We start from the raw sequence: 21,588 nt of genomic DNA on the forward strand, positions 1-21,588 counted from the left end.
TTAACAGCAGATTGCAGGCTGTAAAAAAACTAGCTGGTACTGTCGCTTATACTTTAAGTGTTTAGGTGAATTTGAGTAAGTAAAAGATTATGAGTGTGAGAGTGTGTCAGTCACAAACAATTACGTCGCAGCTGAGGGACAAAAGCGATGAGTGAAAGTATGGCATTTATCGGTGGAGTCGCTGTGGCTGGGCTGGCGGCGCTTGTTTTGCTCAAGGGAACAAATAATCCCTTACAACCTAACTTTACTGTTACCCCCCAAATGCCCACTGTAGTTGCACCCCAGCTACAGCCGCCTATGCAGTATCCATCTAACTACGGACAACCGTACCCGAATACTCAGCCACCTACCGCGTCTCAGCCTGAGCTACGGGCAGAGTTTGAGCAATTAAAAGCTGAATTAAATCGTTTAAGAACCGACAATGAACAGCTAAAAGGGGCAAACCAACGACTATTGGACAATCAAAATGCCCAACAGTTGTTATTAGCACAGCAAAATAGCCAAAAAGCGGCATCTGAAGTATTACAACCTCAAAACGCTTGGTGGACTTCACCAATTGTTTGGGCTGTGGGAGGCGCAACTTTGACTGTTGGTGGCGGTATTGTAGTTGCTGGAGTATTGGCTTTATTTGGGCCGCGCAGCCGTCCGACTCGCACAGTGCAGGTAATTCATCCTTATCAAGGTTCTACTCCGCCTTTGGTTCCTGTACGACGAGCTGAGTTTCTTCCGCCTTCTCGCCAAGAAGCCAGACGAGTTGAAGCACCAGAGTATGACGAAATGCACTAGTTCAGAACACAGGAGTTCTGTAACCAGGAATCATAATTTAATACTAATTTTGCCTACCAAGAGCAAGGTTTGAAACTTAATATTTCAGGTACTCAAAGACGAGTTCGTGAGAAATTCGTTCTAGATACTGGCTTATGAGTTCTGAATTCTTATTTAGAAAATGCTTGCCTTGTTAGATAAAAAGTTTAGATAAAGCATGAGGTGAAATCTTTACCTTGATGCTTAATTTTTTATTTTTGTTTTAAGGGTAATCAAAAAAATAATTTTCTCCCTGATCTTCCTTGTTAGCAGATAATGGGAAATTTTTTGCTTGGAAGTCCCTAATGAGAATCAGCTAATACCATTTTGGATTTTAGATTTTGCGAAAAGTTGAGCCAGTGCGTTGGACGGGTTTCCCGGCTTGAAGCAACTGGCGTTGCGTGGGCGGGTTTCCCACGCCAGTCGCTACAACGGAGGGAACCTCCGCAACGCGCTGGCTCGACTTGAGCAAACTTTTCAAGACAGATATTGGATTGGGTAAGGGTTGATTGGTAAGTTTTTCAGCCATCCATCTGTCGCAATCATTTTTCAATTTGGTATAAGCACAAGAAAAAGAAGAAAAAGAGACATAATTAATTCTATTCTGCCGACATACTGCACTAGTAATACCGTTTCTTGATAAAGATGCAACTTATAGAGGCTCAGATCCCCGACTTCTTGGAGAAGTCGGGGATCTTTTAGTTCAGGAATGATTTAGAAATGCTAGATATGTCTACAGAATTAGTTTTTGTTCTTCTGCTCCGGCCTAAACTTTTTGTGCCTTATTTAGTAAATATAAACTTAAACTTTTAATTTAAGCTCCAAAAAATGCGATATTTTTGTCCCGATTTATGCTTGGCATTCTCTTGCATTTCAAGATTCAAGAAAGCATGATGTTAATAGGAAGAGACAAAACAAAGTTTCTCCACAAAAACAACTTGAATCTTGAGGTTTATTATCATGGCTGAAATTAAAATTAATCAACTGAAATCCGAAAAAACTGCTGATGAAATCGTTGACTTAAAGGCTAAATCTGCAAAAGATTCTCCAGAGTTTACAGCTTTCACAACTGTACGTGGTGGTGTTGCTTTTGCAGCTGCTAAATGGTCTTCTTTCTTAGCGTAAGATAGAAAAATTTTCCCAAATAGTTCTGAAATACACAATCATTGTTGCTGATTTCAAAACTATTTTAAAAGGAACTTTTCACAGTGACATTAGGTTATGAAATTAACTATGTCACTGTGATTCATCTAATGTCTAGTTACTCATCAAACTGTTACTAGATTTTTGTAGTAGTGCAATAACTACATAATAATGAATATCAGGAGAGATATTATGCTAACTCTTAATAGTTCATCTATTGCTTGGTTAAATCGACAATATTTTGATTTAGGCCCTCTCAATGGCGGTAAACCTCATCATTATGGAATTGAATTTAGTTATAATAGTTTAATTAATAACACTACACTTCCCTATACAGTTCAAGTTAATGTCTCGCCTTTCTTTCGCGAATCTCTGGTAAAAGAAACTGGGATGTTTCAATATCATGTTAATCATCCACTACAGTTAGCAAAAGAATTACGTACTGAACGTTGGGAAAAGCTTTGTGAGTATTTATCTAATTATCAAGAATTACCCAATATCACCAAATTGCGGGTGATGAACTTATTACGTAGCTTGTGCTTTCATCGAGTCGTGAAAGAGTATATCCCAGAAATATCTAGTGATGAAATTGCTAGTAATGTGGAACTTGCTACTCTTGCATGGTGTAGGGCGCTTTCTAGCTTGATTACTCACTTTGACGATCGCACCTTTGATTATATTCAAGAAATTGCTGCGATCGCTACTCATGCACCATCGGGAAGTAAGGTAAAAATCAACGCCGGATTACAAATGGTAGTTGAATATTCCAAAATATTTGGCGATTTAGCCGCAGCTGAGTTTTGGCGTGAAGAAGTTACCAAGGACATTGAAATTTTAAGACCTTCACTCAACGAGTTTGAATATAACTTGTTGATGAGTATGTACTACCGTTCTGTTTCTTTTGTGCCATTTTTACGCAGAGATAAACAGAAAGTAGTTGAAGAAATGGATTTATGCGAGTCTCACGCCAGAAGTTTAAAACCTGAAAATGAATTGCAACAAGTTGTCGCCCGCGAAAATCTCAGCTTGTGTATGGAAAGTCGTTCTAAAGAGTCTATATGGCTAAAGGATCTCGATTTAGCAGAAGAACGAGTACGTCTGATAGTCCAGCTAGAGCCTCTAGAACCGAGATATCATTTAGAATTGGCGGAAGTTTTAACCAAACGTGGCAAACTCGAAGAAGCAGCAAAAGTCTATCGTTCAGCCACAAGATTAGGCCCTCCAGGAACTCCAGTAGCTTGGTTTATGGCTGGTCAATGTCATGAAAAAATGGGTGAATTAGAGTTAGCTAGTGATTGTTATCTGGCTTCTCTACAAATCGAACCAGAGGCTATCTCAGTTGTTCAACACCTAGCTAATATAGCTCCTAGTTTGGGAAATCCCGGACTGGTAAATTGGAGTAATTTACGTTTGGCAGAACTGGAAGAACAAAAGCAACAATTACAACCCAAAGCCGCACCTAACTTCCAAAGTGAATCCTTGTCTGCATTAAAGCGATCGGCGGATAAAGTATTAGTTTAAGATAACAATGAAGCTATGGCAGTCATCAATAATTGGTAATTCTATTTGTAGTTGGAAAAAGGCAGGAGGACGACACTTTGCTCAAGTCGAGCCAGCGCGTTGCGGAGGTTCCCTCTGTTGTAGCGACTGGCGTGGGAAACCCGCCCACGCAAGTGTCTCCAGAAGGCAGAAGACAGGAGGAGAAAGGGTTTTAGTTTAAATAACCTTTCTTAACATAGTTCTGTTTTTTCTCACCGAGTTACTTATATCCTTACAAATTTATCAATCAAAGAGGACTGTTATAGCAATCTTAAGTAATTTACCAACATCACTACTTTGTCCTCCTTGTCTACCCTTTCCCCCTTGTCTCTTTCATTCACATATCAAATAAAACTGTTAGAAATTCCTATTTAAAATGACAGACTCTATCTTAATTACCAGTCAGGATATTTTACATCAACTAAAACTATCTTGTAAGCTGCCAGAAATTATTGAGCAAATCACTGCTGATCATATTGTGAAAGCTGTTGCTTTAGAAAATGGAATTAAGGTAGAAACAGAGGAATTGCAGCAAGCAGCAGATAAAATTAGGTTAGCTAACAATCTTGATAGTGCGTCTGAAACATGGCAATGGCTGGAAAAAAATTATTTGTCTCTTGATGATTTTGAAAAAATTACTTATAGTAGTCTCATTTTTGGTAAGTTAGCAGCACATCTGTTTGAAAATAAAGTTGAAGAATACTTTTTTGCACACCAACTTGACTATGCTGGTGTGATTATGTATGAAGTAATTTTAGAAGATGAAGATTTAGCCTTAGAACTTTATTACGCTATTAAAGAAGGTGAAGTTAGCTTTTATGAAGTTGCTCACCAATATATTGAAAATGTAGAATTACGTCGTGCTTGTGGATATCGCGGGTTAGTTCGTCGCCGAGATTTATTACCAGAAATATCTGCGGCTATTTTTGCAGTTCAGCCACCCCAACTTATCAAACCAATTTTTACATCAAGGGGAATCCACTTGATTTTGGTAGAGGAAATCATTCAGCCAGAGTTAAATGCTCAATTGCGCCAACAAATTGTGGCATATTTATTTGCGGAATGGCTGAAGAAGCAAACTCAGCAAGTTACATATCAGCTTCAGCTTGACTCGGTAGGTAGTTTTATATCTGAAGCATCAAGGTAAGGGAGACTTAGGAGACAAGGAAGACAGGATAGACAAGGTAGGTGGACATGGGAGAATTAGGACTTTGTGTACAACTTACTTATCTACAACAACCGATAAATTGTATCTTCATTCAAAATATTTTAGGTTAAATTGCTTTTATTTATACTTTATTTAGTATAGATATGTTATGACGCATATAGACATTGATGAAAAACACATAGTTATCATATTAATATCAATTTGTAAATACTAGCGAGACAAAAATTAGTTTTCAATTGAAATATCGAAGCTGTTTAACTGCGGAATTATGCCTTGAAAAAGTATCTGCGCTCAATTAGGAAATCTCGCGAAGCCAATTCTAGCAAGTAAATCTAGCTAGAGATGTATTTGTATTGAAATAAAATTTAAGCGGTTAATTTGAGAAATTTTTTGGGACATAAATGTTTGAGTTTCTGTCCCAAAAAATTTTGTTTGCAGAAGCGATCGCCTGATTGTCTGCACCAGAGATATCACATAGACTTCATCGTTGAATGACAATTCCATCGAGAAAAATATTTAATTGTTTTTACGGAAATTAATTTTTTGTATATGTATTTATAGCCCGGTGCAAATTAATCTGCACCGCTGATTGTGATTTATCTGCTGTCTAATCTGCATTGGGTAAATAACAACAGACATACCATTTGTAGTGCATTTTTACCGTTATGTCGTACCACCAAGCACAATATGACATTGACAGGGCGCAAGCTCCTACAGGTAAGTATTTAACAAAGTTTCAACGCAAACTACTGCAAGAAAATTTACAAAAAGATTTATCTGATTCCTATCGTCAGCGCATTGAAATTATGTTGTTGACAGATGAAGGAAAGTCACAAACAGAAATTTGTCAAATTTTGGGATGTTGTGCGGCTACAGCACGACATTGGATGCACATTGCGCGAATCGGTCTGGCGCATCAATGGCAAGATTTCCCTATTGGTCGCCCAAAAGCAGTGAACGAGCAATATTTAGAGCGATTGAGAGAACTTGTCAGTAATAGTCCCCGCGACTATGGCTATTCTTTTCGGCGCTGGACAGTTAACTGGCTGCAAAAACATCTTGCTAAGGAATTAGGGATGGAAATTAGCGATCGCCATATTAAGCGACTCCTGAAACAAATGGGATTATCTACATTACCAAAATCCCAAAATGCTGAAGCAACTCAACCTCAGCAAACTCATGGTGCCAAAATTTTGATTCAAGATTTGCGATCGGCAAGATTAAAAGATGATAGCGATTTTTCGCCGATGAAGTTCACAAAATTAGGAACAAATGTAGATATCTATGGTGCATAATCTATCCGTTCAGTTGATCACTCCCGAACAACTCAACGAGACTTTGGGCTGTTCCCTATCGGTAGAAGAATTTCAGTACTGTCTTAAACAAGCTAAATCCCTAAATCCAAAAGTTGGTAAATTCTGGCAAGGCGCAAATGTAGAACCTGGTATCTATATTGTGGTGACAGGTAAAGTCAGGCTACTAGATGATGTTGATGAATTAATTGCCACATTAGAAACAGGAAATTCCTTTGGGGAATTTACCTTATTTCCAGAAACTAACCTCACGCCATATTCCGCCAGGGCTTCTGTTAATTTGCAACTATGTTTTATTCCTGGTGATGTGTTGCAGTCATTGATGACCAACTATCCCCAAATGCGGGGTCATCTCTGGACTAAAGCCTTATCCCGTTCGCCACAACAGACAAGCTCAGATACTTCCTCTCTTCAGACATCTGAGGTGCATCCACATCATCAAATAGATATTGTTGCACCGCCTATTGAACCTCCAGACAGCAAAAAGATTAGTAAAGCTTACTTCCCCAACCCTAGCCAACGAGTCGGACATTTATGGCAGAGGGTAACTCGACGCTATCCGTTTTTTGCTCAACAAAGTGCTTCTGATTGTGGTGCTGCTTGCTTAGTGATGGTGTCGCGTTATTGGGGTAAACGTTTTAGTGTGAATCGTTTACGAGATATCGCCAATGTTGACCGCAACGGTGCATCGTTGCGAGGATTAGTCATGGCGGCGGAAAGCCTCGGTTTTAACACTAGACCTGTGAAAGCTAGTTTTAATCAGTTAGCCAAACAAAAATTACCTGCGATCGCTCATTGGGAAGGCAAACATTATATAGTTGTTTACGAAATTACTCCCAAAGATGTGATTATTGGCGACCCCGCCATTGGTCAAAAAACTCTCAGCCACAGCGAATTTAAAGCTAACTGGACTGGTTATGCTTTGCTGTTGCAACCAACAGCCGCTTTTAAAGATGCCAAAGAAGCCTCTACACCTTTTTGGCAATTTTTTGGATTAATGAAACCTCACTCGTTGGTGATAGCTGAGGTGTTGATTGCTTCTGTATTCATCCAAATTTTTGGCTTGATTACCCCATTATTTACCCAGCTAATTTTAGACCGTGTAGTTGTGCAGCGATCGGAACTGACATTAACAGCCGTGGGTTTAGGGTTGCTGATGTTTAACTTGTTTCGCGTCGCTATGATGGGGTTGCGCCAATATCTCTTAGACCACACAGCCAACAAAATTGACTTAGTATTAATTGTTGGTTTTATTCGCCATACCTTACGGCTACCGTTAAGTTTTTTCGAGTCCCGTTATGTGGGCGATATTGTCTCTCGCATTCAAGAAAACCGCAAAATTCAAAGATTTCTTTCTGGTGAAGCATTATCTATTTTATTAGATTTATTCACCGTCTTTATTTATGTCGGCTTGATGTTTTGGTATAGCTGGCGCATGGCTTTACTGGTATTAATTATTGTGCCGCCATTTGCCTTATTAGCATTAATCGCTACCCCATTTTTACAGAGAATTTCGCGGGAAATATTTAATGCTGTCGCCAAGGAAAGCAGTTACTTAATTGAAGCCTTAACTGGTGTACGAACGGTCAAAGCCACAGCAGTGGAACAAAATGTGCGTTGGCATTGGGAAGAGTTATTAAACCAAGAAGTAAAAACTAACTTTGCCAGTCAAGTTATTAGTAATCGACTGCAAATTATTAGTAATACGATTCAAGCCTTAGTAACTACTGCCTTGCTCTGGTTCGGGGCGCATTTAGTAATTCAAAATCAGCTAACAATTGGGCAATTAGTAGCATTTAATTTACTTTTAGTCAATATTATTACCCCATTTCAAAGATTAACTGTTTTGTGGAATCAATTCCAAGAAGTCGTGATTGCTGTAGAACGGATTAATGATGTTTTAGATGCCGAGCCAGAAGAAGATTTACAACACCAATTAAGGCAAAATATCCCCCAACTCCAAGGTAGTATCCGGTTTGAAAATGTCACCTTTCGCTATCATCCCGATAGTGATGTGAATATTTTAGAAAATCTTTCCTTTGAAATCAAACCAGGGCAGATGGTAGCTTTAGTAGGGCGGAGTGGCTCAGGTAAAACTACTATTTCTAAGTTAGTTTTAGGTTTATATTCGCCTACTGATGGCAAAGTCTTAATTGATGGACAAGATATTACTAGTATTTCCCTACGTTCTCTCCGTGCTTGTGTGGGAGTAGTTGATCAAGATACCTTTTTATTTGGTGGCACAATTCGAGAGAATATTAGTTTAGGATATCCAGGTGCAACCTTAGCAGAATTAATCGAAGCTGCTAAATTAGCTGGTGCTGATGAGTTTATTAAAAAGTTGCCATTGGGCTATGAAACCCAAATAGGTGAAGGTGGCGGGTTGTTATCTGGTGGACAGCGACAACGAATTGCGATCGCTAGAGCTTTGTTAGGTAATCCACAGCTACTAATTTTAGATGAAGCCACATCCCATTTAGATACAGAATCGGAAAGAATTATTCAACAAAATTTAAATACAATTCTCCAAGGCAGAACCACATTAGTTATCGCCCACCGCCTTTCTACAGTGCGGAATGCAGATTTAATTTTAGTCTTAGATAGAGGGTTATTAATTGAAAGTGGAACTCATGCAGAACTAATGGCTAAACGCGGACATTATTTCTATTTAAATCAACAGCAAATGCAAATTAATGTTTAGTCATCCCTCATTGATAATTTGTGCCTTTTCTGATTATCTCTTCTCTTCATCTCTAGCCCCTAGCCCCTAACCTCTAGCCTCTCAGAAGAACTATGACAAATACATTGAATGGTAAAGTATCACATTCATTACCAAAAAATATATCTGAACCAGAAATTATCGATGAACCTGTATTACCAAAAACCGATGATTGGTCTGATGTTACTAGAGAAACCCTTGATAACTTACCCCAGGTTTGGACGCGAGGAATACTCTATTTTTTAGTTGTGTTTGTCTCGATAATTTTGCCTTGGACAATGTTTGCTAAAATTGATGAAACTGGTACAGCCAGAGGAAGAGTAGAAACTCAAGATAAAACAGTTAAACTAGATGCGGCTGTTGCAGGAACGGTTGCAGAAATTAGAGTGCAAGAAGGAGATACAGTCAAAGCTGGGCAAACTTTATTAATCTTAGACTCGGAATTAGTCAAATCAGAATTACAACAAGCGCAAGATAAATTAGAAGGACAGTTAAATCGACTGACGCAGTTAAATTCCGCTAAAAATCAACTTTTGGTTTCCTTAGCTACCCAAGAGCAACAAAATCAATCACAGCAATTAGAAAAACAAGCCCAAATTGAGCAATTTCGGCAAAATCTTCAACTATCTACTAATACATTTAATTTACAAAAAGCCGCAGGTATAGCGCAAGTAAACCAAGCCAAACAAACTATTATTCAAAATGAAAAAGCGAAAAAAATTGGCGGAAGTTAGCTTGGCGATCGCTCAACGCGAACTAGAGCGTTATCAAAAAGCTTTTAAAGATGGCATTGCGGCGGAGGTTAACGTTGTGGAAAAGGAAGATGCTCTCCAAGAAAGAATAAAACTATATGAACAAACCAAGGCAGATATTCAACAGGCAACTTTACGTTTAGCCGAACAGCAAAGTAGTTATGAACGGAACATTCGCCAAGCGAATGCAGAAATTGAACAAGCCGAGTTACGGCTCAAAGAACAAGAAAGTAGTTATCAAACTTTAACTCGTTCTGGTAAACTAGCCATTTTAAGAATTGCCGAACAACAAAAAAATCTCGAAACCGAAATTACATCTTTACAATCAGATATTGCTCAAACTAAAAGTCAAATTGCATCTTGGCAATTTCAATTACAACAAAGAGAAATCAAAGCTACTAGCAACGGAATTTTATTTCAACTACCTATTCAAAAAGCTGGAGCCGTTGTTCAATCTGGAAGCTTGTTAGCAGAGATAGCACCTGCAAATTCACCTTTTATCATTCGCGCCACAATGGCCACAACAGAAAGTGGTTCTTTGCATACAGGATTACCAGTGAAGCTCAAATTTGATGCTTATCCATTTCAAGATTATGGCGTAATCTCAGGTGAGCTAATTAAAATTTCTCCTACTACTACAGAAATAGACACACCCATTGGCAAAGTTGCAGCTTATAACTTAGATATTGCCCTCAAACAAAATTGTTTACCTGCTGCTAATAAATGTATACCCTTGCGTCCCGGTGATACAGCCACAGCCGAAGTCGTTATCCGTCAACGCCGAATTATTGATTTTCTACTTGATCCATTTAAGCAGTTGCAAAAAGGAGGAGTGAAGCTTTGAGAAGGCAGGAGGCTGATTAAACTATTCAACACCTAATTTGTAGTGTAAACCGCAGGGGAGCAGATGTGAATTTACCTTTGATTAACCCTTCAGCCATGCTCAGTCAGGGTGAATATCGAGCCTGTCGAACTCCTGCCTCCTGCCTCCTCTCAACTACATATCACCCTTGTTTGACAAACAAAGCGCGATAAACTGGTTCACCTTTATTTTGAGTAGCAATTTCTCGTTCTGTGGGGACTGGTAGGGGATTTTCGCTTAACCATTCATCTGTACCGACTTTTGTAAAGGCTGAGTTTTCGGCAAAGCGATCGCACATTTCCACGGCGATAAATTTCATATCTGATTGCAGAAATGCAACTCCACCAACTGCTAAATATTCCGCTAATTCTGTCACTAGTTCTGGTTGGACTACACGCCGTTTAGCATGACGAGTTTTAAACCAAGGATCAGGGAATTGAATTGTTACCCGTTGTAAAATTCCTGGTGCTAAACCAGATAACAGAGGTTGCAAGGAGTTGTTCGCATTGCAGTACAAATAATGCAGGTTGGTTAAACCCAATTCAGAACGCAACTGATTGGCTTCCACTACCAATGGTTCCCGAATTTCTAAACCGAGAAAATTCCAGTTAGGTTCTACCTGCGCCATTTGCAACACAAATCTACCTCTAGCACAGCCAATATCTAAATGTAGTGGTTGGTTTGGTTGTGCATAGACCTTTTCCCACTCCAGGGGATTCACTGGTGTACGATATTTGCGAGCTAATGGGTTAACGTGTTGGCGGACTCTCACAGGTGCCAAAGCTGATACTCCTCGTCAGGACATGCAAATAGAAAATTAAGCATACAATTATATATTAAATTTAATTAACTCCCCTTCGGGAAGTTTAACCCCTGCTCCAATCGGAGATTTGGCTGTCTTCCGTACAGGAACGATGAGAGGCGGGTTTGAATCCTCCTCTCATCGGCCTCCAAAACACCTATACCCTTACACCCATTTTTTACTAAAAACTTGGGCGCAACTTTAGAGTGATTTGGTAAAGCTATAAATCTTCTGTTTTTCTAGGCGATCGCTAATTGCAGAAGGCAAAGTATCTGAAGACAAGATTTGTCGATCAAGTTGAATTTGCAAGTTGCTCAGGGGGTCACTACCAGAAGAAATCAGAAATTCTAGTTTCTGAATATAAGGTAAGGTGCTGAGATGATCCAAAATTTGGCAGACAGCTTGCACATAAGGATGACCGTTTTGCTGGTACCAATCACAGCTTGCTACCTTTGGTTGGTCAAAGCCTAAGTGTACTGTTAAAGATGGTTCATCGAATAATGCGATCGCCAAAGGACGAGCTTCTTCTTGCAATAATAAATCGTGGGATTTGGCTAAATGACGTAATTTTTCCAACCTTTCATAGCGTTTGGTTACTGATTGGGGATCATCTTGCCAATGAATCGCAATTGTCACGAGATAAGTCTGCAACAGCATGTGACCTAGTTTTTTCGCCTTGGTTGCAAGGTAATAGGAATTGTAGTCGTTGGACTCAATTAACAACGGTACGCGGTCTACAACTTCCAACCCATAGCCTTTAACACCCGCAATTTTCCGAGGATTATTAGTAATTAGGCGAATTTTTTTAACACCCAAATCCATGAGCATTTGCGCTCCCATACCATAGTCGCGCAGGTCAGCCGGAAATCCTAAACGCTCGTTAGCTTCTACGGTATCCAGTCCCATATCTTGTAAGGAATAGGCTTTGAGTTTATTAATTAAACCAATACCCCGACCTTCTTGGCGCAGGTAAACAACGACACCTTGACCAGCAGTTTCAATCATTTTCAAAGCGGCTTGCAACTGCATCCGACAATCGCAACGCAAAGACCCCAAAGCATCACCAGTTAAACATTCTGAGTGCATCCGCACCATCACTGGCTCATCTTTGAAAGTCGCGGGGTCGCCTTTGACAATAGCAACATGTTCGCAATTATCGAGGGTGTGGCGGTAAGCGTAGATTTTGAAATGACCAAACTGAGTGGGTAACTCAGCAATACTTTCTCGGACTACGAGGCGGTCATGTTGCAGGCGATAACTGATTAAGTCCGCAATACTGATAATTTTTAAATTGTGGTTTCTGGCGTAGTCAATCAACTGGGGTAACCGCGCCATTGAACCATCGGAGTTTTGAATTTCACAAATCACTCCAGCCGGGTAAAGTCCAGCCAAGCGAGATAAATCTACCGCCGCTTCTGTATGTCCGGCGCGTTTGAGGACACCGCCAGCCTTGGCACGAATCGGGAAAATATGTCCAGGACGACGTAAATCTAAAGGTTTGGTGGCAGGGTTGAGGGCAACTTGAATAGTCCTAGCGCGGTCTTCGGCGGAAATCCCGGTGCTGACACCTAAATGGGGGCCAGCATCGATACTCACAGTGAAGGCCGTTTGGTTAGTGTCCGTAATGTTAGTCACCATTAACGGCAAATCTAGCTCGTCTAAGCGATCGCCTGTCATCGCCAAACAAATCAACCCTCTAGCTTGCACCGCCATGAAATTAATCATGTCAGGTGTGGCAAATTGAGCCGCACAAATCAAATCACCTTCATTTTCCCGATTTTCGTCATCTACCACAACAATGACGCGGCCTGCTTTGAGATCCGCCAAAGCAGCATCTATGGAATCAAATTTAAAAATTGGTTGAGATGCAGCACTATGATCAGTGGTTTCTCCAGCTTGCGGCACTACACTCATTTGCGAGTTTTCGCCTTCAGATGGAGTTTTATCAGACTGCCATGTAGGTTTAGGCATTGACACAAAAAACTTCCAGTTAGTGATAGTAAATTTTTTTTTAACAATTTCTATATTGTGATTGTAACTCCTTTATACGGTGGAGAATACACTAGCAATGATTCGATAACATGGCCTAGCCTCTACCTTTAAAATTGGGGTTCAGCGAAAGTGCAATCATAGTTAAAAAGTCGTAGTCAAGGGGATAGGGAGATTCACAAAGAATAAATTCATAGTGCTGAGGTAACTAAGGACAAGTGACCCTTGACCTTTGACCATTGACTGATAAATTAATCAAAAGCGGATAAGGATTTCAAAATCATGGGCAATTTTAGGCGCGTACCCGTTGGGATTGTTGGCGCGTCAGGCTATGGTGGAGTACAACTAGTTCGATTACTGATGGAACATCCAGAGGTAGAGCTAGTTTATTTAGGCGGTGAAAGCAGTGCGGGCAAATCTTTTGGGGATTTGTACCCACATTTGGCTCATACAGTGAATTTGCCAATCGAGGCGGTAGAGCCAGAGGTAATTGCTCATCGCTGTGAAGTTGTGTTTTTGTCTCTGCCAAATGGTCTGGCTTGCCAAATTACACCGCAATTATTAGAAAAAGGTTGTAAGGTACTGGATCTGAGTGCGGATTATCGGTTTAATGATTTGGCAACTTACACCAGTTGGTATGGACAAGAAAGAAGCGATCGCACTGCGGCGGCGACGGCAGTTTATGGTTTACCGGAACTGTACCGCGATCGCATTGCCGAAGCCCAATTAATTGGTTGTCCTGGCTGTTACCCCACTGCCAGCTTGTTGGCATTGTCACCACTGTTAAAGCAAGGCTTAATTGTGCCAGAAACCGCCATTATCGATGCCAAGTCTGGCACATCTGGCGGTGGACGACAAGCAAAAGTCAATTTATTACTAGCAGAAGCCGATAATTCCCTAGCTGCTTATGGTGTTGTGCGTCACCGTCATACCCCAGAAATTGAGCAGATTTGTAGCGAATTAGCCGGTCATGAAGTGACTGTACAATTTACACCCCATCTTATACCAATGGTGCGCGGCATTTTGGCGACTGTCTACGCTACACTGCGCGACCCCGGCTTGGGCAGAGATGATTTAATTACAATTTACAACGCTTTTTACCGTAATTCTCCTTGGGTAAAAATCTGCGAAAGTGGTGTTTATCCCCAAACTAAGTGGGCTTGCGGCAGCAACCTTTGTTACATCGGTGTAGAAGCTGACCCGCGTACAGGTCGGATAATTGTGATGTCAGCAATTGACAACCTAATTAAAGGCCAAGCGGGTCAAGCAATTCAGTGTTTGAACTTAATGATGGGTTGGGATGAAACCTTGGGGTTGCCCAAGTTGGGATTCTATCCTTGAAGTATGAAGTATGAAGTATGAAGTAATAAATTTCATACTTCACACTTCTGACTTCAGACTTTATTTCACCGTACCAGCATAAATGGCGCGATCGCCTAATTCATCTTCAATTCTCAGTAAGCGGTTGTACTTGGCTACACGTTCGCTCCGACACAGAGAACCTGTTTTAATTTGACCAGCGCGGGTAGCGACTGCTAGGTCAGCAATTGTTGTATCTTCGGTTTCACCGGAACGATGGCTGATCACTGACCGAAAACCGTTGCGAGTTGCCATGTCAATTGTTTCTAAGGTTTCGGTCAAAGAACCAATTTGGTTGAGTTTAATCAACACAGCGTTACCAGCTTTGGCTTCGATACCTTTTTTCAAACGAGTAGCATTAGTTACAAATAAGTCATCTCCTACCAACTGTACCCGTGAGCCTAATTTCTGGGTAAGCAATTGCCAGTTAGACCAATCTTCTTCGTGTAAACCATCTTCAATTGACACGATTGGGTATTGGTCAACTAATTGTCCTAAATAATCAATGAACTCAGCAGGAGAGTGGGGTTTACCATCGTAAACATACTGACCATCTTTGTAAAATTCGCTGGCTGCCACATCTAACGCCAAAGCAACTTGTTCCCCTGGCTTATAACCTGCTTTTTCAATCGCCGCCACCAGCAATTCTAAAGCTACTTGGTTCGACTCTAGGTTAGGCGCAAAACCGCCTTCATCACCCACACCAGTCAGCAAGCCTTTGTCATCCAAAACTTTGCTGAGAGTAGCAAATACTTCTGCACCCCAACGTAAAGCCTCTTTAAAAGAAGACGCACCAATGGGGACAATCATAAACTCTTGAAAATCCACGTTGTTAGCTGCGTGTGCGCCACCATTAATCACATTCATCAATGGGACTGGTAATAAATTCGCCAAAGGCCCGCCTAAATAGCGATAAAGGGGGATACCCAAAGATTCCGCCCCGGCTTTAGCTGCTGCGAGGGAAACAGCCAAAATCGCATTTGCGCCTAAATTGGCTTTGTTAGGTGAACCATCCACCGCTATCATTGTGCGATCGATTAATTCTTGGTTCAACGCATCCAAATTTAACAACTTGGGAGTTAAGATTTCTTTGACGTTTTGTACTGCCTTGAGAACACCTTTACCGCCATAGCGGCTTTTATCATTGTCCCGTAGTTCGTGAGCTTCAAAAGTTCCTGTAGAGGCTCCACTGGGAACCTGCGCTAGTCCCACAGCACCATTTAGCAAATGCACCTCGGCTTCAACTGTGGGTCTACCCCGTGAATCGAGAATTTCCCGTGCCACAATTGCCTCAATGGCTGTATCTACAATGTTACTCATCTGTGCTTTGTCCTTTATTCGAGTGCGTTCTTAGAGTTGAGCGCCTTAAGTCCAGTGGATTAACCTAATCGTTAGCATAGGCTGTTCAGCGACCTGATGGGCTGAGATTAAAGAAGATTTCCAGATATAGCAGAAGGCAGTGGTTCGACTTCGCTCACCAACTAGGCAGGAGGTAAAAATTTTACTATTGCTGGCATTCAAGCTTTCAAAATGTCCTACCTATTTAACTACAGCTATTTTTGGTAAATCCCTTTAGGATATGCGAACTTTGGATTTTGGATTATTTCTGAGTCAAAAGTCAACAGTAAGCTATGTAGAGTGCTGAGTTGAAAGTGCTGAGTAAACAATTCTTCCCCTGCACCCTTGCCCCCTTCACCCTGCCCCCTGCCTCTTCTTCCGGCAGAAGTTTTTCGATGAAAGCGATCGCTCTTGCTGCCAACAATGATAATTTTAAGGATTGGGAACCCTTAAAAATCGAAGTTTATGAACGCAGCCGACGATAAAACGATTGTTCGTGAGTATTTCAATTCCACAGGGTTTGACCGATGGAAGCGGATTTATGGTGATGGTGAAGTCAACAAAGTCCAGCTAGACATCCGCTATGGTCATCAACAAACCGTGGATAAAGTTATCGGCTGGCTGAAAAATGATGGCAATTTATCTGAGCTATCAATCTGTGATGCTGGCTGCGGTGTAGGTAGCCTGAGCATTCCCTTGGCAACTGAAGGGGCTAAGGTTTTTGCCAGCGATATTTCTGAAAAAATGGTGGAAGAAGGCAAACAAAGAGCTATACAAGCTTTAGGAAACGCCTCCAACCCAACTTTTGCTGTCCAAGATTTAGAATCTTTGACAGGCAATTACCACACCGTAATTTGCTTGGATGTGCTTATCCACTACCCCCAAGACAAAGCTGATGAAATGATTTCTCACCTTTGTTCTTTAGCAGAATCACGGATAATCATCAGTTTTGCCCCTAAAACTTGCGCTCTCAGTTTACTCAAAAAAATTGGTAGTTTCTTTCCCGGTGCAAGCAAAACAACTCGCGCTTATCTGCACCGTGAAGCTGATGTAGTCAAGATTATCGAAAAGAATGGCTTTACAGTCCAGCGCCAAGAAATGACTAAAACTCGCTTCTATTTCTCTCGCTTACTGGAAGCGACACGCAAGTAAGTGCTGAGTCCCCGAATTTTGCTCAACGCTGGGAACCCACCCACGCAAGTTCTCGCTGAGTGCTGTACACTTTATGGGGGCTAAAAGAGTTGAAATCTTTGCTTTCTATGTTGGAGACAGCATAAATCAGTGAGCAGTCAACAGTTATCAGTTTCTTTGAAGACTGATGACTGTTAAATTGAGGTAAGAATTCAGCACCCAGGAGTCAGAAGTCAGAATGAATAAGTATATATTAGGATTAATAAATTGATGTATCAAATATTTCTCCTGTTTTTTAACAATTCTGACTCCTGAATTCTGACTCCTGAATACTTACAAATTGAGAATACCAATATTCAGATCATTCTATTCGCTAATTTCTGAAAACTAATATCTTTCCACGCCTTCAAACTGCTTGTGATTCATAGCATTTGCAGCTTCGCCACAGGTGCGGGGTGTGGGGAAAATTTTGTCGGGGTTGGCTAAACCTTGGGGATTAAATACCTGCCTTACCCATTGCATTGTTTCTAAATCGATGCTGTTAAACATTTCTGGCATATAACATTTTTTTATCTGAACCAATGCCATGTTCACCAGAAAGACTACCACCCACTTTTACACAAAGCTTGAGAATTTCTCCGCCCAATTCTTCAACTTTTTCTAATGCACCAGGGACAGAATTATCATAAAGCACTAATGGGTGGAGATTACCATCACCAGCATGAAAAACATTAGCAATTTTATAACCAAATTTTTGACTTAAGTTTTCAATTTCTTGCAAAACATAAGGCAATTGTGTACGGGGAATCACGCCATCCTGCACATAATAATCGGGGCTTAAATGTCCAGCGGCAGCAAAGGCCGCTTTTCTTCCTTTCCACAATTTTAAGCGGGTTTCTGGGTCACTTGCCGAGGTGACATTCCGCGCACCATTTTGTTGACAAATTTCGGTAATTCTTTGTTTTAAAACTGCAACTTCTACTTCTAAACCATCTATTTCTACTAGCAGAATAGCAGTCGCATCTCGCGGATAACAATTAGTTGCAACAACATCCTCAACAGCATTGATGCTGAGGTTATCCATCATTTCCATGCCACCAGGAATTATCCCGGCGCTGATGATATCAGAAACACTAGCCCCCGCAGCTTCTACACTCGTAAAGTCTGCCAATAATACACAAATTGATTCGGCACTTTTGAGAATTCTGAGGGTAATTTCTGTGGCGATTCCTAACGTACCTTCAGAACCAACAAATATACCTGTTAAATCATATCCTGGTGTTTCGGGGATTTGTCCGCCTAAATCAACAATTTCTCCTTCTGGGGTGACAATTTTTAACCCAAAAACGTGATTGGTGGTGACACCATATTTTAAACAATGCACCCCACCAGAGTTTTCAGCGACATTACCGCCAATTGAACAGATAATTTGACTGGAAGGATCTGGCGCATAATAAAATCCGGCACCACTAACAGTTTGCGTTACCCAACTATTAATTACTCCTGGCTGTACAACTATGCGTTGGTTTTCTAAATCAACGCTGAGGATTTGCCGCATTAAGGAGGTGACAATCAATACAGAATCTTCTAATGGTAAAGCACCGCCAGATAAACCTGTACCGGAACCCCGTGCGATAAAAGGTACAGAATACTGATTACAGATTTTAACCACCGCCGCGACTTGTTCTGTGGTTCTGGGTAATACAGCCACAGCCGGACGTTGACGATAGCTAGTCAAACCATCACACTCGTATGTAATCAATTCTTCGCGGCGTTGAACTACACCATTTTTACCAAGGACAGCCTCAAATGCTTTGATAATAGGTTGCCAGTTACGCTGTTGTTTATTTTGGGTAAGCATAGGGTTTTAGGTAGATGACTCTGTAGAAGGCAGGAGGCAGGAGAAATTTATATGAGTATTATTTTTGCCAGGATAGCAGTTTAGGGGAAGAAAATAGCGATCGCTCTCCCAAATTGCACCTCTGTCACCTATCACTGATTCTTCGGCTTGCGTAATATTTGCGAACCAATTGGAATCAGAACTTGGTTGAGACTGCGTAACTGTTCGGCTGTCCCCATACAAATCAGGGTATCTCCTGGCATTAGGACAGTATCACCAGTGGGGCCACCGATCAGATTACCATCAACGCGGCGAATGGCTAAGACTAATGCACCAGTTTGCGATCGCAGTTTGGCTTTTTGCAAGGTTTGTCCAACAAAGGGAGATAAGCTCGAATCAAGTAAAAATTCTTCCATATACAACTGTCGGTCTGCACCCGAAAGAATGCCATCGACAAAGTCTAATACTTGCGGTCTTAATGCGGCTGCGGCCATTCGTTTTCCCCCAGTAATGTATGGTGAAATTACGGCATCTGCCCCACCACGCTGTAGTTTTTGCAACGCTTCTTCTGTACTAGCGCGAGCGATCGCCCGAATATCTGGATTTAATGTTTTTGCTGATAATACTGTATATAAGTTTTCTGCATCCGAAGGTAGGGCAGCAACTATACAAATCGCTCTTTCAATCCCCACATGGAACAGCGTATCATCTAAAGTAGCATCTCCTTGGTATACTATATAACCTTCTCCTTGCGCTCTTTGCACAGATTCTAGCTCCGAATCTATGACCACAAAAGGTACGCCTTCCGCCCGAAATTCTCTGGCAATTTGCCGACCAGTGCGACTAAATCCACAAATAATATAATGTTCTGTCAAGGATTCCATTAAGCGCCTCTGTTGTCGTAGCCGAATTCCTTCTTGAAAGTAGCCTTCGATGATGGCTTCTGTAAATCGATTAACTATGTAACCAATATTAACTACGCCCAACAAAATTAGGGCAATGGTAAACAAGCGTCCTCGGCTGCCTAGTGGCTGTGTTTCGCCATATCCCACCGTAGCTAAGGTAATTACTGTCATGTAAGCGGCATTTTCCCATGACCAACCCTCTACAAATCTGTACCATAAAGTGCCAATCAGGAGAACACCACCAAGAGCGATCGCTCCTGCCATTAGCTCTTTTTGAATACGTTGATATTTTCTCTCAAGAGTGGAATACATGGTTTAACAGTTAACAGTTAACAGTTAACAGTTAACAGTAAAATCCCTGGGCGAAAAGGCGCACCAATTGGTTAACAGCGTTGGTGGCGGTCTAAATTACCTGCCATCCGCCTGATAACTGATCACTGATAACTGATGACTGATTTAAGGATATTTAAGCGTTAGCCTAAAAGAAATCATGATTTGCGATCAATCACAAGAAATTTTTTAACAATTTCGAGGAAACTAGTAAGTGAGTGTAGAATTAAAAAATTTTCAGGAGGAGCGGTTAGTGAGCTTACAAACTCTAGTTGAAGAAGCCAGCATCCCCCCAGCATCAGGTTCAGTGTCATCTATTCCTTTTGATTCGGATAGTTTTAACGAAGCCGTGATGTCAACTTATGGTCGGTTTCCTTTAGCCTTAGAAAAAGGTGCAGGATGCCGCGTTTGGGATACACAGGGGCGGGAATACCTAGATTTCGTGGCGGGGATTGCCACTTGCACCCTAGGACACGCCCACCCAGCAATGGTTGAAGCTGTGACACGCCAAATTCAAAAGCTGCATCATGTTTCTAATTTGTACTACATTCCCGAACAAGGGGAATTAGCCAAATGGATTATCCAACATTCCTGTGCCGATCGCGTATTTTTCTGTAACTCTGGAGCCGAGGCGAATGAAGCGGCGATTAAACTAGCACGTAAATATGCCCATACAGTTCTAGATATAGAAAAGCCAATTATTTTAACGGCGAATGCTAGTTTCCACGGGCGGACTTTAGCAACGATTACCGCCACCGGACAACCCAAGTATCAAAAATACTTTGATCCCTTGGTTCCAGGTTTCCATTACGTGCCTTATAACGATATTACTGCCATCGAAACAGCCATTAGTGAGTTAGATGAAGGTGATTATCGCGTTGCGGCGATTTTATTAGAACCATTACAAGGAGAAGGCGGCGTACGTCCTGGTGATGTGGCTTACTTCCAAAAACTGCGGCAGATTTGTGATGAAACCGGCATTTTATTGATTTTTGATGAAGTGCAAGTCGGTATGGGACGCAGTGGTCATTTATGGGGTTATGAACATCTCGGTGTGGAACCAGATATCTTTACCAGCGCCAAAGGTTTAGGCGGTGGTATTCCCATTGGCGCAATGATGAGTAAAAAATTCTGTGCTGTTTTTCAACCAGGAGAACACGCCAGCACTTTTGGTGGGAATCCCTTTGTTTGTGGTGTGGCGCTGAGTGTTTGCCAAACCTTGGAAAAAGAAAATATTTTGCAGAACGTCTGTGAGAGGGGAGAACAGTTACGTACTGGATTAAAAGCGATCGCGGCTAAATATCCTCAATATATTTCTGAAGTGCGGGGTTGGGGCTTAATCAATGGGATGGAGTTAGCTGCTGACATTTCTCTAACTGCTGGTGAAGTTGTCAATGCCGCCATTAGTGAAGGTTTATTACTTGTCCCCGCCGGGCCAAAAGTGGTGCGCTTTGTCCCACCATTAATTGTCAGCCAGGCGGAAGTTGACCAAGCTTTGCAAGCTGTGGATAAAGTACTAGCCAAAATTACTGGTTAAAAAGGCAAAAGTAAAAAGTCAAAGGTAAAAAGATAATCCCCATAAATTTAAAATTTA

At 41.3% G+C, this 21,588-nt stretch carries 17 protein-coding genes and 1 pseudogene; 12 read left to right on the forward strand and 6 right to left on the reverse strand.

Translation table 11 applies throughout. The features are described from left to right. The first annotated feature begins 147 nt into the window (after positions 1-147). Positions 148-786 (forward strand): heterocyst differentiation related protein, encoded by a 639-nt coding sequence (locus ACX27_RS07745; protein ID WP_062290534.1) that lies wholly within the window; start codon positions 148-150, stop codon positions 784-786. Between the two features lie 352 nt (positions 787-1,138). Here the strand turns inward: ACX27_RS07745 and ACX27_RS07750 are convergent, their stop codons facing one another. Continuing rightward, entirely contained in the window at positions 1,139-1,333 is a 195-nt protein-coding gene (locus tag ACX27_RS07750) for a hypothetical protein (protein ID WP_062290536.1), read from the reverse strand. A 431-nt stretch (positions 1,334-1,764) separates the two neighbouring features. Between ACX27_RS07750 and ACX27_RS32785 the strand changes: the two genes are divergently transcribed. The 7 genes from ACX27_RS32785 to ACX27_RS33490 all read left to right on the forward strand — a co-directional run bounded on the left by ACX27_RS32785 (position 1,765) and on the right by ACX27_RS33490 (position 10,282). Continuing rightward, positions 1,765-1,929, forward strand: a complete 165-nt coding sequence (locus tag ACX27_RS32785; RefSeq protein WP_200929921.1) for a hypothetical protein — start codon at positions 1,765-1,767, stop codon at positions 1,927-1,929. Between the two features lie 210 nt (positions 1,930-2,139). Next, positions 2,140-3,468, forward strand: a complete 1,329-nt coding sequence (locus tag ACX27_RS07755) for a tetratricopeptide repeat protein (RefSeq protein WP_062290537.1) — start codon at positions 2,140-2,142, stop codon at positions 3,466-3,468. A gap of 394 nt (positions 3,469-3,862) precedes the next feature. Further along, positions 3,863-4,633 carry a peptidylprolyl isomerase gene (locus ACX27_RS07760; protein WP_062290541.1) on the forward strand — a complete coding sequence of 257 codons (771 nt, stop codon included), beginning with the start codon at positions 3,863-3,865 and terminating at the stop codon, positions 4,631-4,633. A gap of 686 nt (positions 4,634-5,319) precedes the next feature. After that, positions 5,320-5,949, forward strand: coding sequence for a helix-turn-helix domain-containing protein (locus tag ACX27_RS07765; RefSeq protein WP_062290544.1), 630 nt, complete (start codon positions 5,320-5,322; stop codon positions 5,947-5,949). Further along, a complete protein-coding gene (locus ACX27_RS07770; protein WP_062290547.1) occupies positions 5,939-8,668 on the forward strand; it encodes a peptidase domain-containing ABC transporter in 2,730 nt (909 codons plus the stop codon). Before ACX27_RS07765 ends, ACX27_RS07770 begins: the two co-directional genes overlap by 11 nt. A gap of 92 nt (positions 8,669-8,760) precedes the next feature. After that, on the forward strand, positions 8,761-9,420 hold the full coding sequence (locus ACX27_RS33485; protein ID WP_235526545.1) for a biotin/lipoyl-containing protein: 660 nt from the start codon (positions 8,761-8,763) through the stop codon (positions 9,418-9,420). Beyond that, on the forward strand, positions 9,389-10,282 hold the full coding sequence (locus ACX27_RS33490) for a beta-barrel domain-containing protein (protein ID WP_235526546.1): 894 nt from the start codon (positions 9,389-9,391) through the stop codon (positions 10,280-10,282). The genes ACX27_RS33485 and ACX27_RS33490 overlap by 32 nt, the downstream gene beginning before the upstream one ends. 160 nt (positions 10,283-10,442) lie before the next feature. Here ACX27_RS33490 and trmB read toward each other — a convergent pair whose 3' ends face one another. Together trmB and ribBA are read right to left on the reverse strand one after the other, a co-directional pair. Then, positions 10,443-11,081 carry a tRNA (guanosine(46)-N7)-methyltransferase TrmB gene (gene trmB / locus ACX27_RS07780; RefSeq protein WP_062290550.1) on the reverse strand — a complete coding sequence of 213 codons (639 nt, stop codon included), beginning with the start codon at positions 11,079-11,081 and terminating at the stop codon, positions 10,443-10,445. A 222-nt stretch (positions 11,082-11,303) separates the two neighbouring features. Next, the gene (ribBA, locus tag ACX27_RS07785) at positions 11,304-13,016 is read right to left on the reverse strand and encodes a bifunctional 3,4-dihydroxy-2-butanone-4-phosphate synthase/GTP cyclohydrolase II (protein ID WP_062298207.1); all 1,713 of its coding nucleotides are present in this window, start codon (positions 13,014-13,016) and stop codon (positions 11,304-11,306) included. Between the two features lie 357 nt (positions 13,017-13,373). Here ribBA and argC point away from each other — a divergent pair, with 357 nt between their 5' ends. After that, entirely contained in the window at positions 13,374-14,432 is a 1,059-nt protein-coding gene (gene argC, locus ACX27_RS07790) for an N-acetyl-gamma-glutamyl-phosphate reductase (RefSeq protein ID WP_062290554.1), read from the forward strand. A gap of 60 nt (positions 14,433-14,492) precedes the next feature. On the opposite strand, the gene eno is transcribed toward argC, so the two are convergent. Beyond that, complete coding sequence (eno, locus tag ACX27_RS07795; RefSeq protein WP_062290557.1) at positions 14,493-15,770, reverse strand: phosphopyruvate hydratase; 1,278 nt, start codon at positions 15,768-15,770, stop codon at positions 14,493-14,495. A 332-nt stretch (positions 15,771-16,102) separates the two neighbouring features. Here eno and ACX27_RS32295 point away from each other — a divergent pair, with 332 nt between their 5' ends. Both ACX27_RS32295 and bchM read left to right on the forward strand, forming a co-directional pair. Then, positions 16,103-16,273 carry a hypothetical protein gene (locus tag ACX27_RS32295; RefSeq protein ID WP_158507355.1) on the forward strand — a complete coding sequence of 57 codons (171 nt, stop codon included), beginning with the start codon at positions 16,103-16,105 and terminating at the stop codon, positions 16,271-16,273. Beyond that, positions 16,254-16,940 carry a magnesium protoporphyrin IX methyltransferase gene (bchM, locus tag ACX27_RS07800; protein WP_062290560.1) on the forward strand — a complete coding sequence of 229 codons (687 nt, stop codon included), beginning with the start codon at positions 16,254-16,256 and terminating at the stop codon, positions 16,938-16,940. Before ACX27_RS32295 ends, bchM begins: the two co-directional genes overlap by 20 nt. A 366-nt stretch (positions 16,941-17,306) precedes the next feature. On the opposite strand, the pseudogene glcD reads toward bchM, so the two are convergent. Beyond that, a pseudogene (glcD, locus tag ACX27_RS07805) lies at positions 17,307-18,780 on the reverse strand (glycolate oxidase subunit GlcD). 131 nt (positions 18,781-18,911) lie between these two features. After that, positions 18,912-19,976 carry a potassium channel family protein gene (locus tag ACX27_RS07810; protein ID WP_062290562.1) on the reverse strand — a complete coding sequence of 355 codons (1,065 nt, stop codon included), beginning with the start codon at positions 19,974-19,976 and terminating at the stop codon, positions 18,912-18,914. Between the two features lie 271 nt (positions 19,977-20,247). On the opposite strand from ACX27_RS07810, the gene ACX27_RS07815 reads away from it, so the two are divergent. Then, the gene (locus ACX27_RS07815; protein ID WP_062298209.1) at positions 20,248-21,531 is read left to right on the forward strand and encodes an aspartate aminotransferase family protein; all 1,284 of its coding nucleotides are present in this window, start codon (positions 20,248-20,250) and stop codon (positions 21,529-21,531) included. Positions 21,532-21,588: the final 57 nt, after the last annotated feature.

This window comes from Nostoc piscinale CENA21 (genome assembly GCF_001298445.1).
Taxonomy (GTDB): Bacteria; Cyanobacteriota; Cyanobacteriia; order Cyanobacteriales; family Nostocaceae; genus Nostoc_B; species Nostoc_B piscinale_A.

What these genes read in the sequence shown, in the direction of transcription:
- ACX27_RS07750 (WP_062290536.1), bottom strand. Translation starts at nt 1,333, where the DNA reads ATGGCTGAAAAACTTACCAATCAACCCTTACCCAATCCAATATCTGTC.
- eno (WP_062290557.1), bottom strand. Translation starts at nt 15,770, where the DNA reads ATGAGTAACATTGTAGATACAGCCATTGAGGCAATTGTGGCACGGGAA.
- ACX27_RS33485 (WP_235526545.1), top strand. Translation starts at nt 8,761, where the DNA reads ATGACAAATACATTGAATGGTAAAGTATCACATTCATTACCAAAAAAT.
- ACX27_RS07765 (WP_062290544.1), top strand. Translation starts at nt 5,320, where the DNA reads ATGTCGTACCACCAAGCACAATATGACATTGACAGGGCGCAAGCTCCT.
- argC (WP_062290554.1), top strand. Translation starts at nt 13,374, where the DNA reads ATGGGCAATTTTAGGCGCGTACCCGTTGGGATTGTTGGCGCGTCAGGC.
- ribBA (WP_062298207.1), bottom strand. Translation starts at nt 13,016, where the DNA reads ATGAGTGTAGTGCCGCAAGCTGGAGAAACCACTGATCATAGTGCTGCA.
- ACX27_RS07745 (WP_062290534.1), top strand. Translation starts at nt 148, where the DNA reads ATGAGTGAAAGTATGGCATTTATCGGTGGAGTCGCTGTGGCTGGGCTG.
- ACX27_RS07760 (WP_062290541.1), top strand. Translation starts at nt 3,863, where the DNA reads ATGACAGACTCTATCTTAATTACCAGTCAGGATATTTTACATCAACTA.
- ACX27_RS07770 (WP_062290547.1), top strand. Translation starts at nt 5,939, where the DNA reads ATGGTGCATAATCTATCCGTTCAGTTGATCACTCCCGAACAACTCAAC.
- ACX27_RS07755 (WP_062290537.1), top strand. Translation starts at nt 2,140, where the DNA reads ATGCTAACTCTTAATAGTTCATCTATTGCTTGGTTAAATCGACAATAT.
- ACX27_RS33490 (WP_235526546.1), top strand. Translation starts at nt 9,389, where the DNA reads ATGAAAAAGCGAAAAAAATTGGCGGAAGTTAGCTTGGCGATCGCTCAA.
- bchM (WP_062290560.1), top strand. Translation starts at nt 16,254, where the DNA reads ATGAACGCAGCCGACGATAAAACGATTGTTCGTGAGTATTTCAATTCC.
- ACX27_RS32785 (WP_200929921.1), top strand. Translation starts at nt 1,765, where the DNA reads ATGGCTGAAATTAAAATTAATCAACTGAAATCCGAAAAAACTGCTGAT.
- ACX27_RS07810 (WP_062290562.1), bottom strand. Translation starts at nt 19,976, where the DNA reads ATGTATTCCACTCTTGAGAGAAAATATCAACGTATTCAAAAAGAGCTA.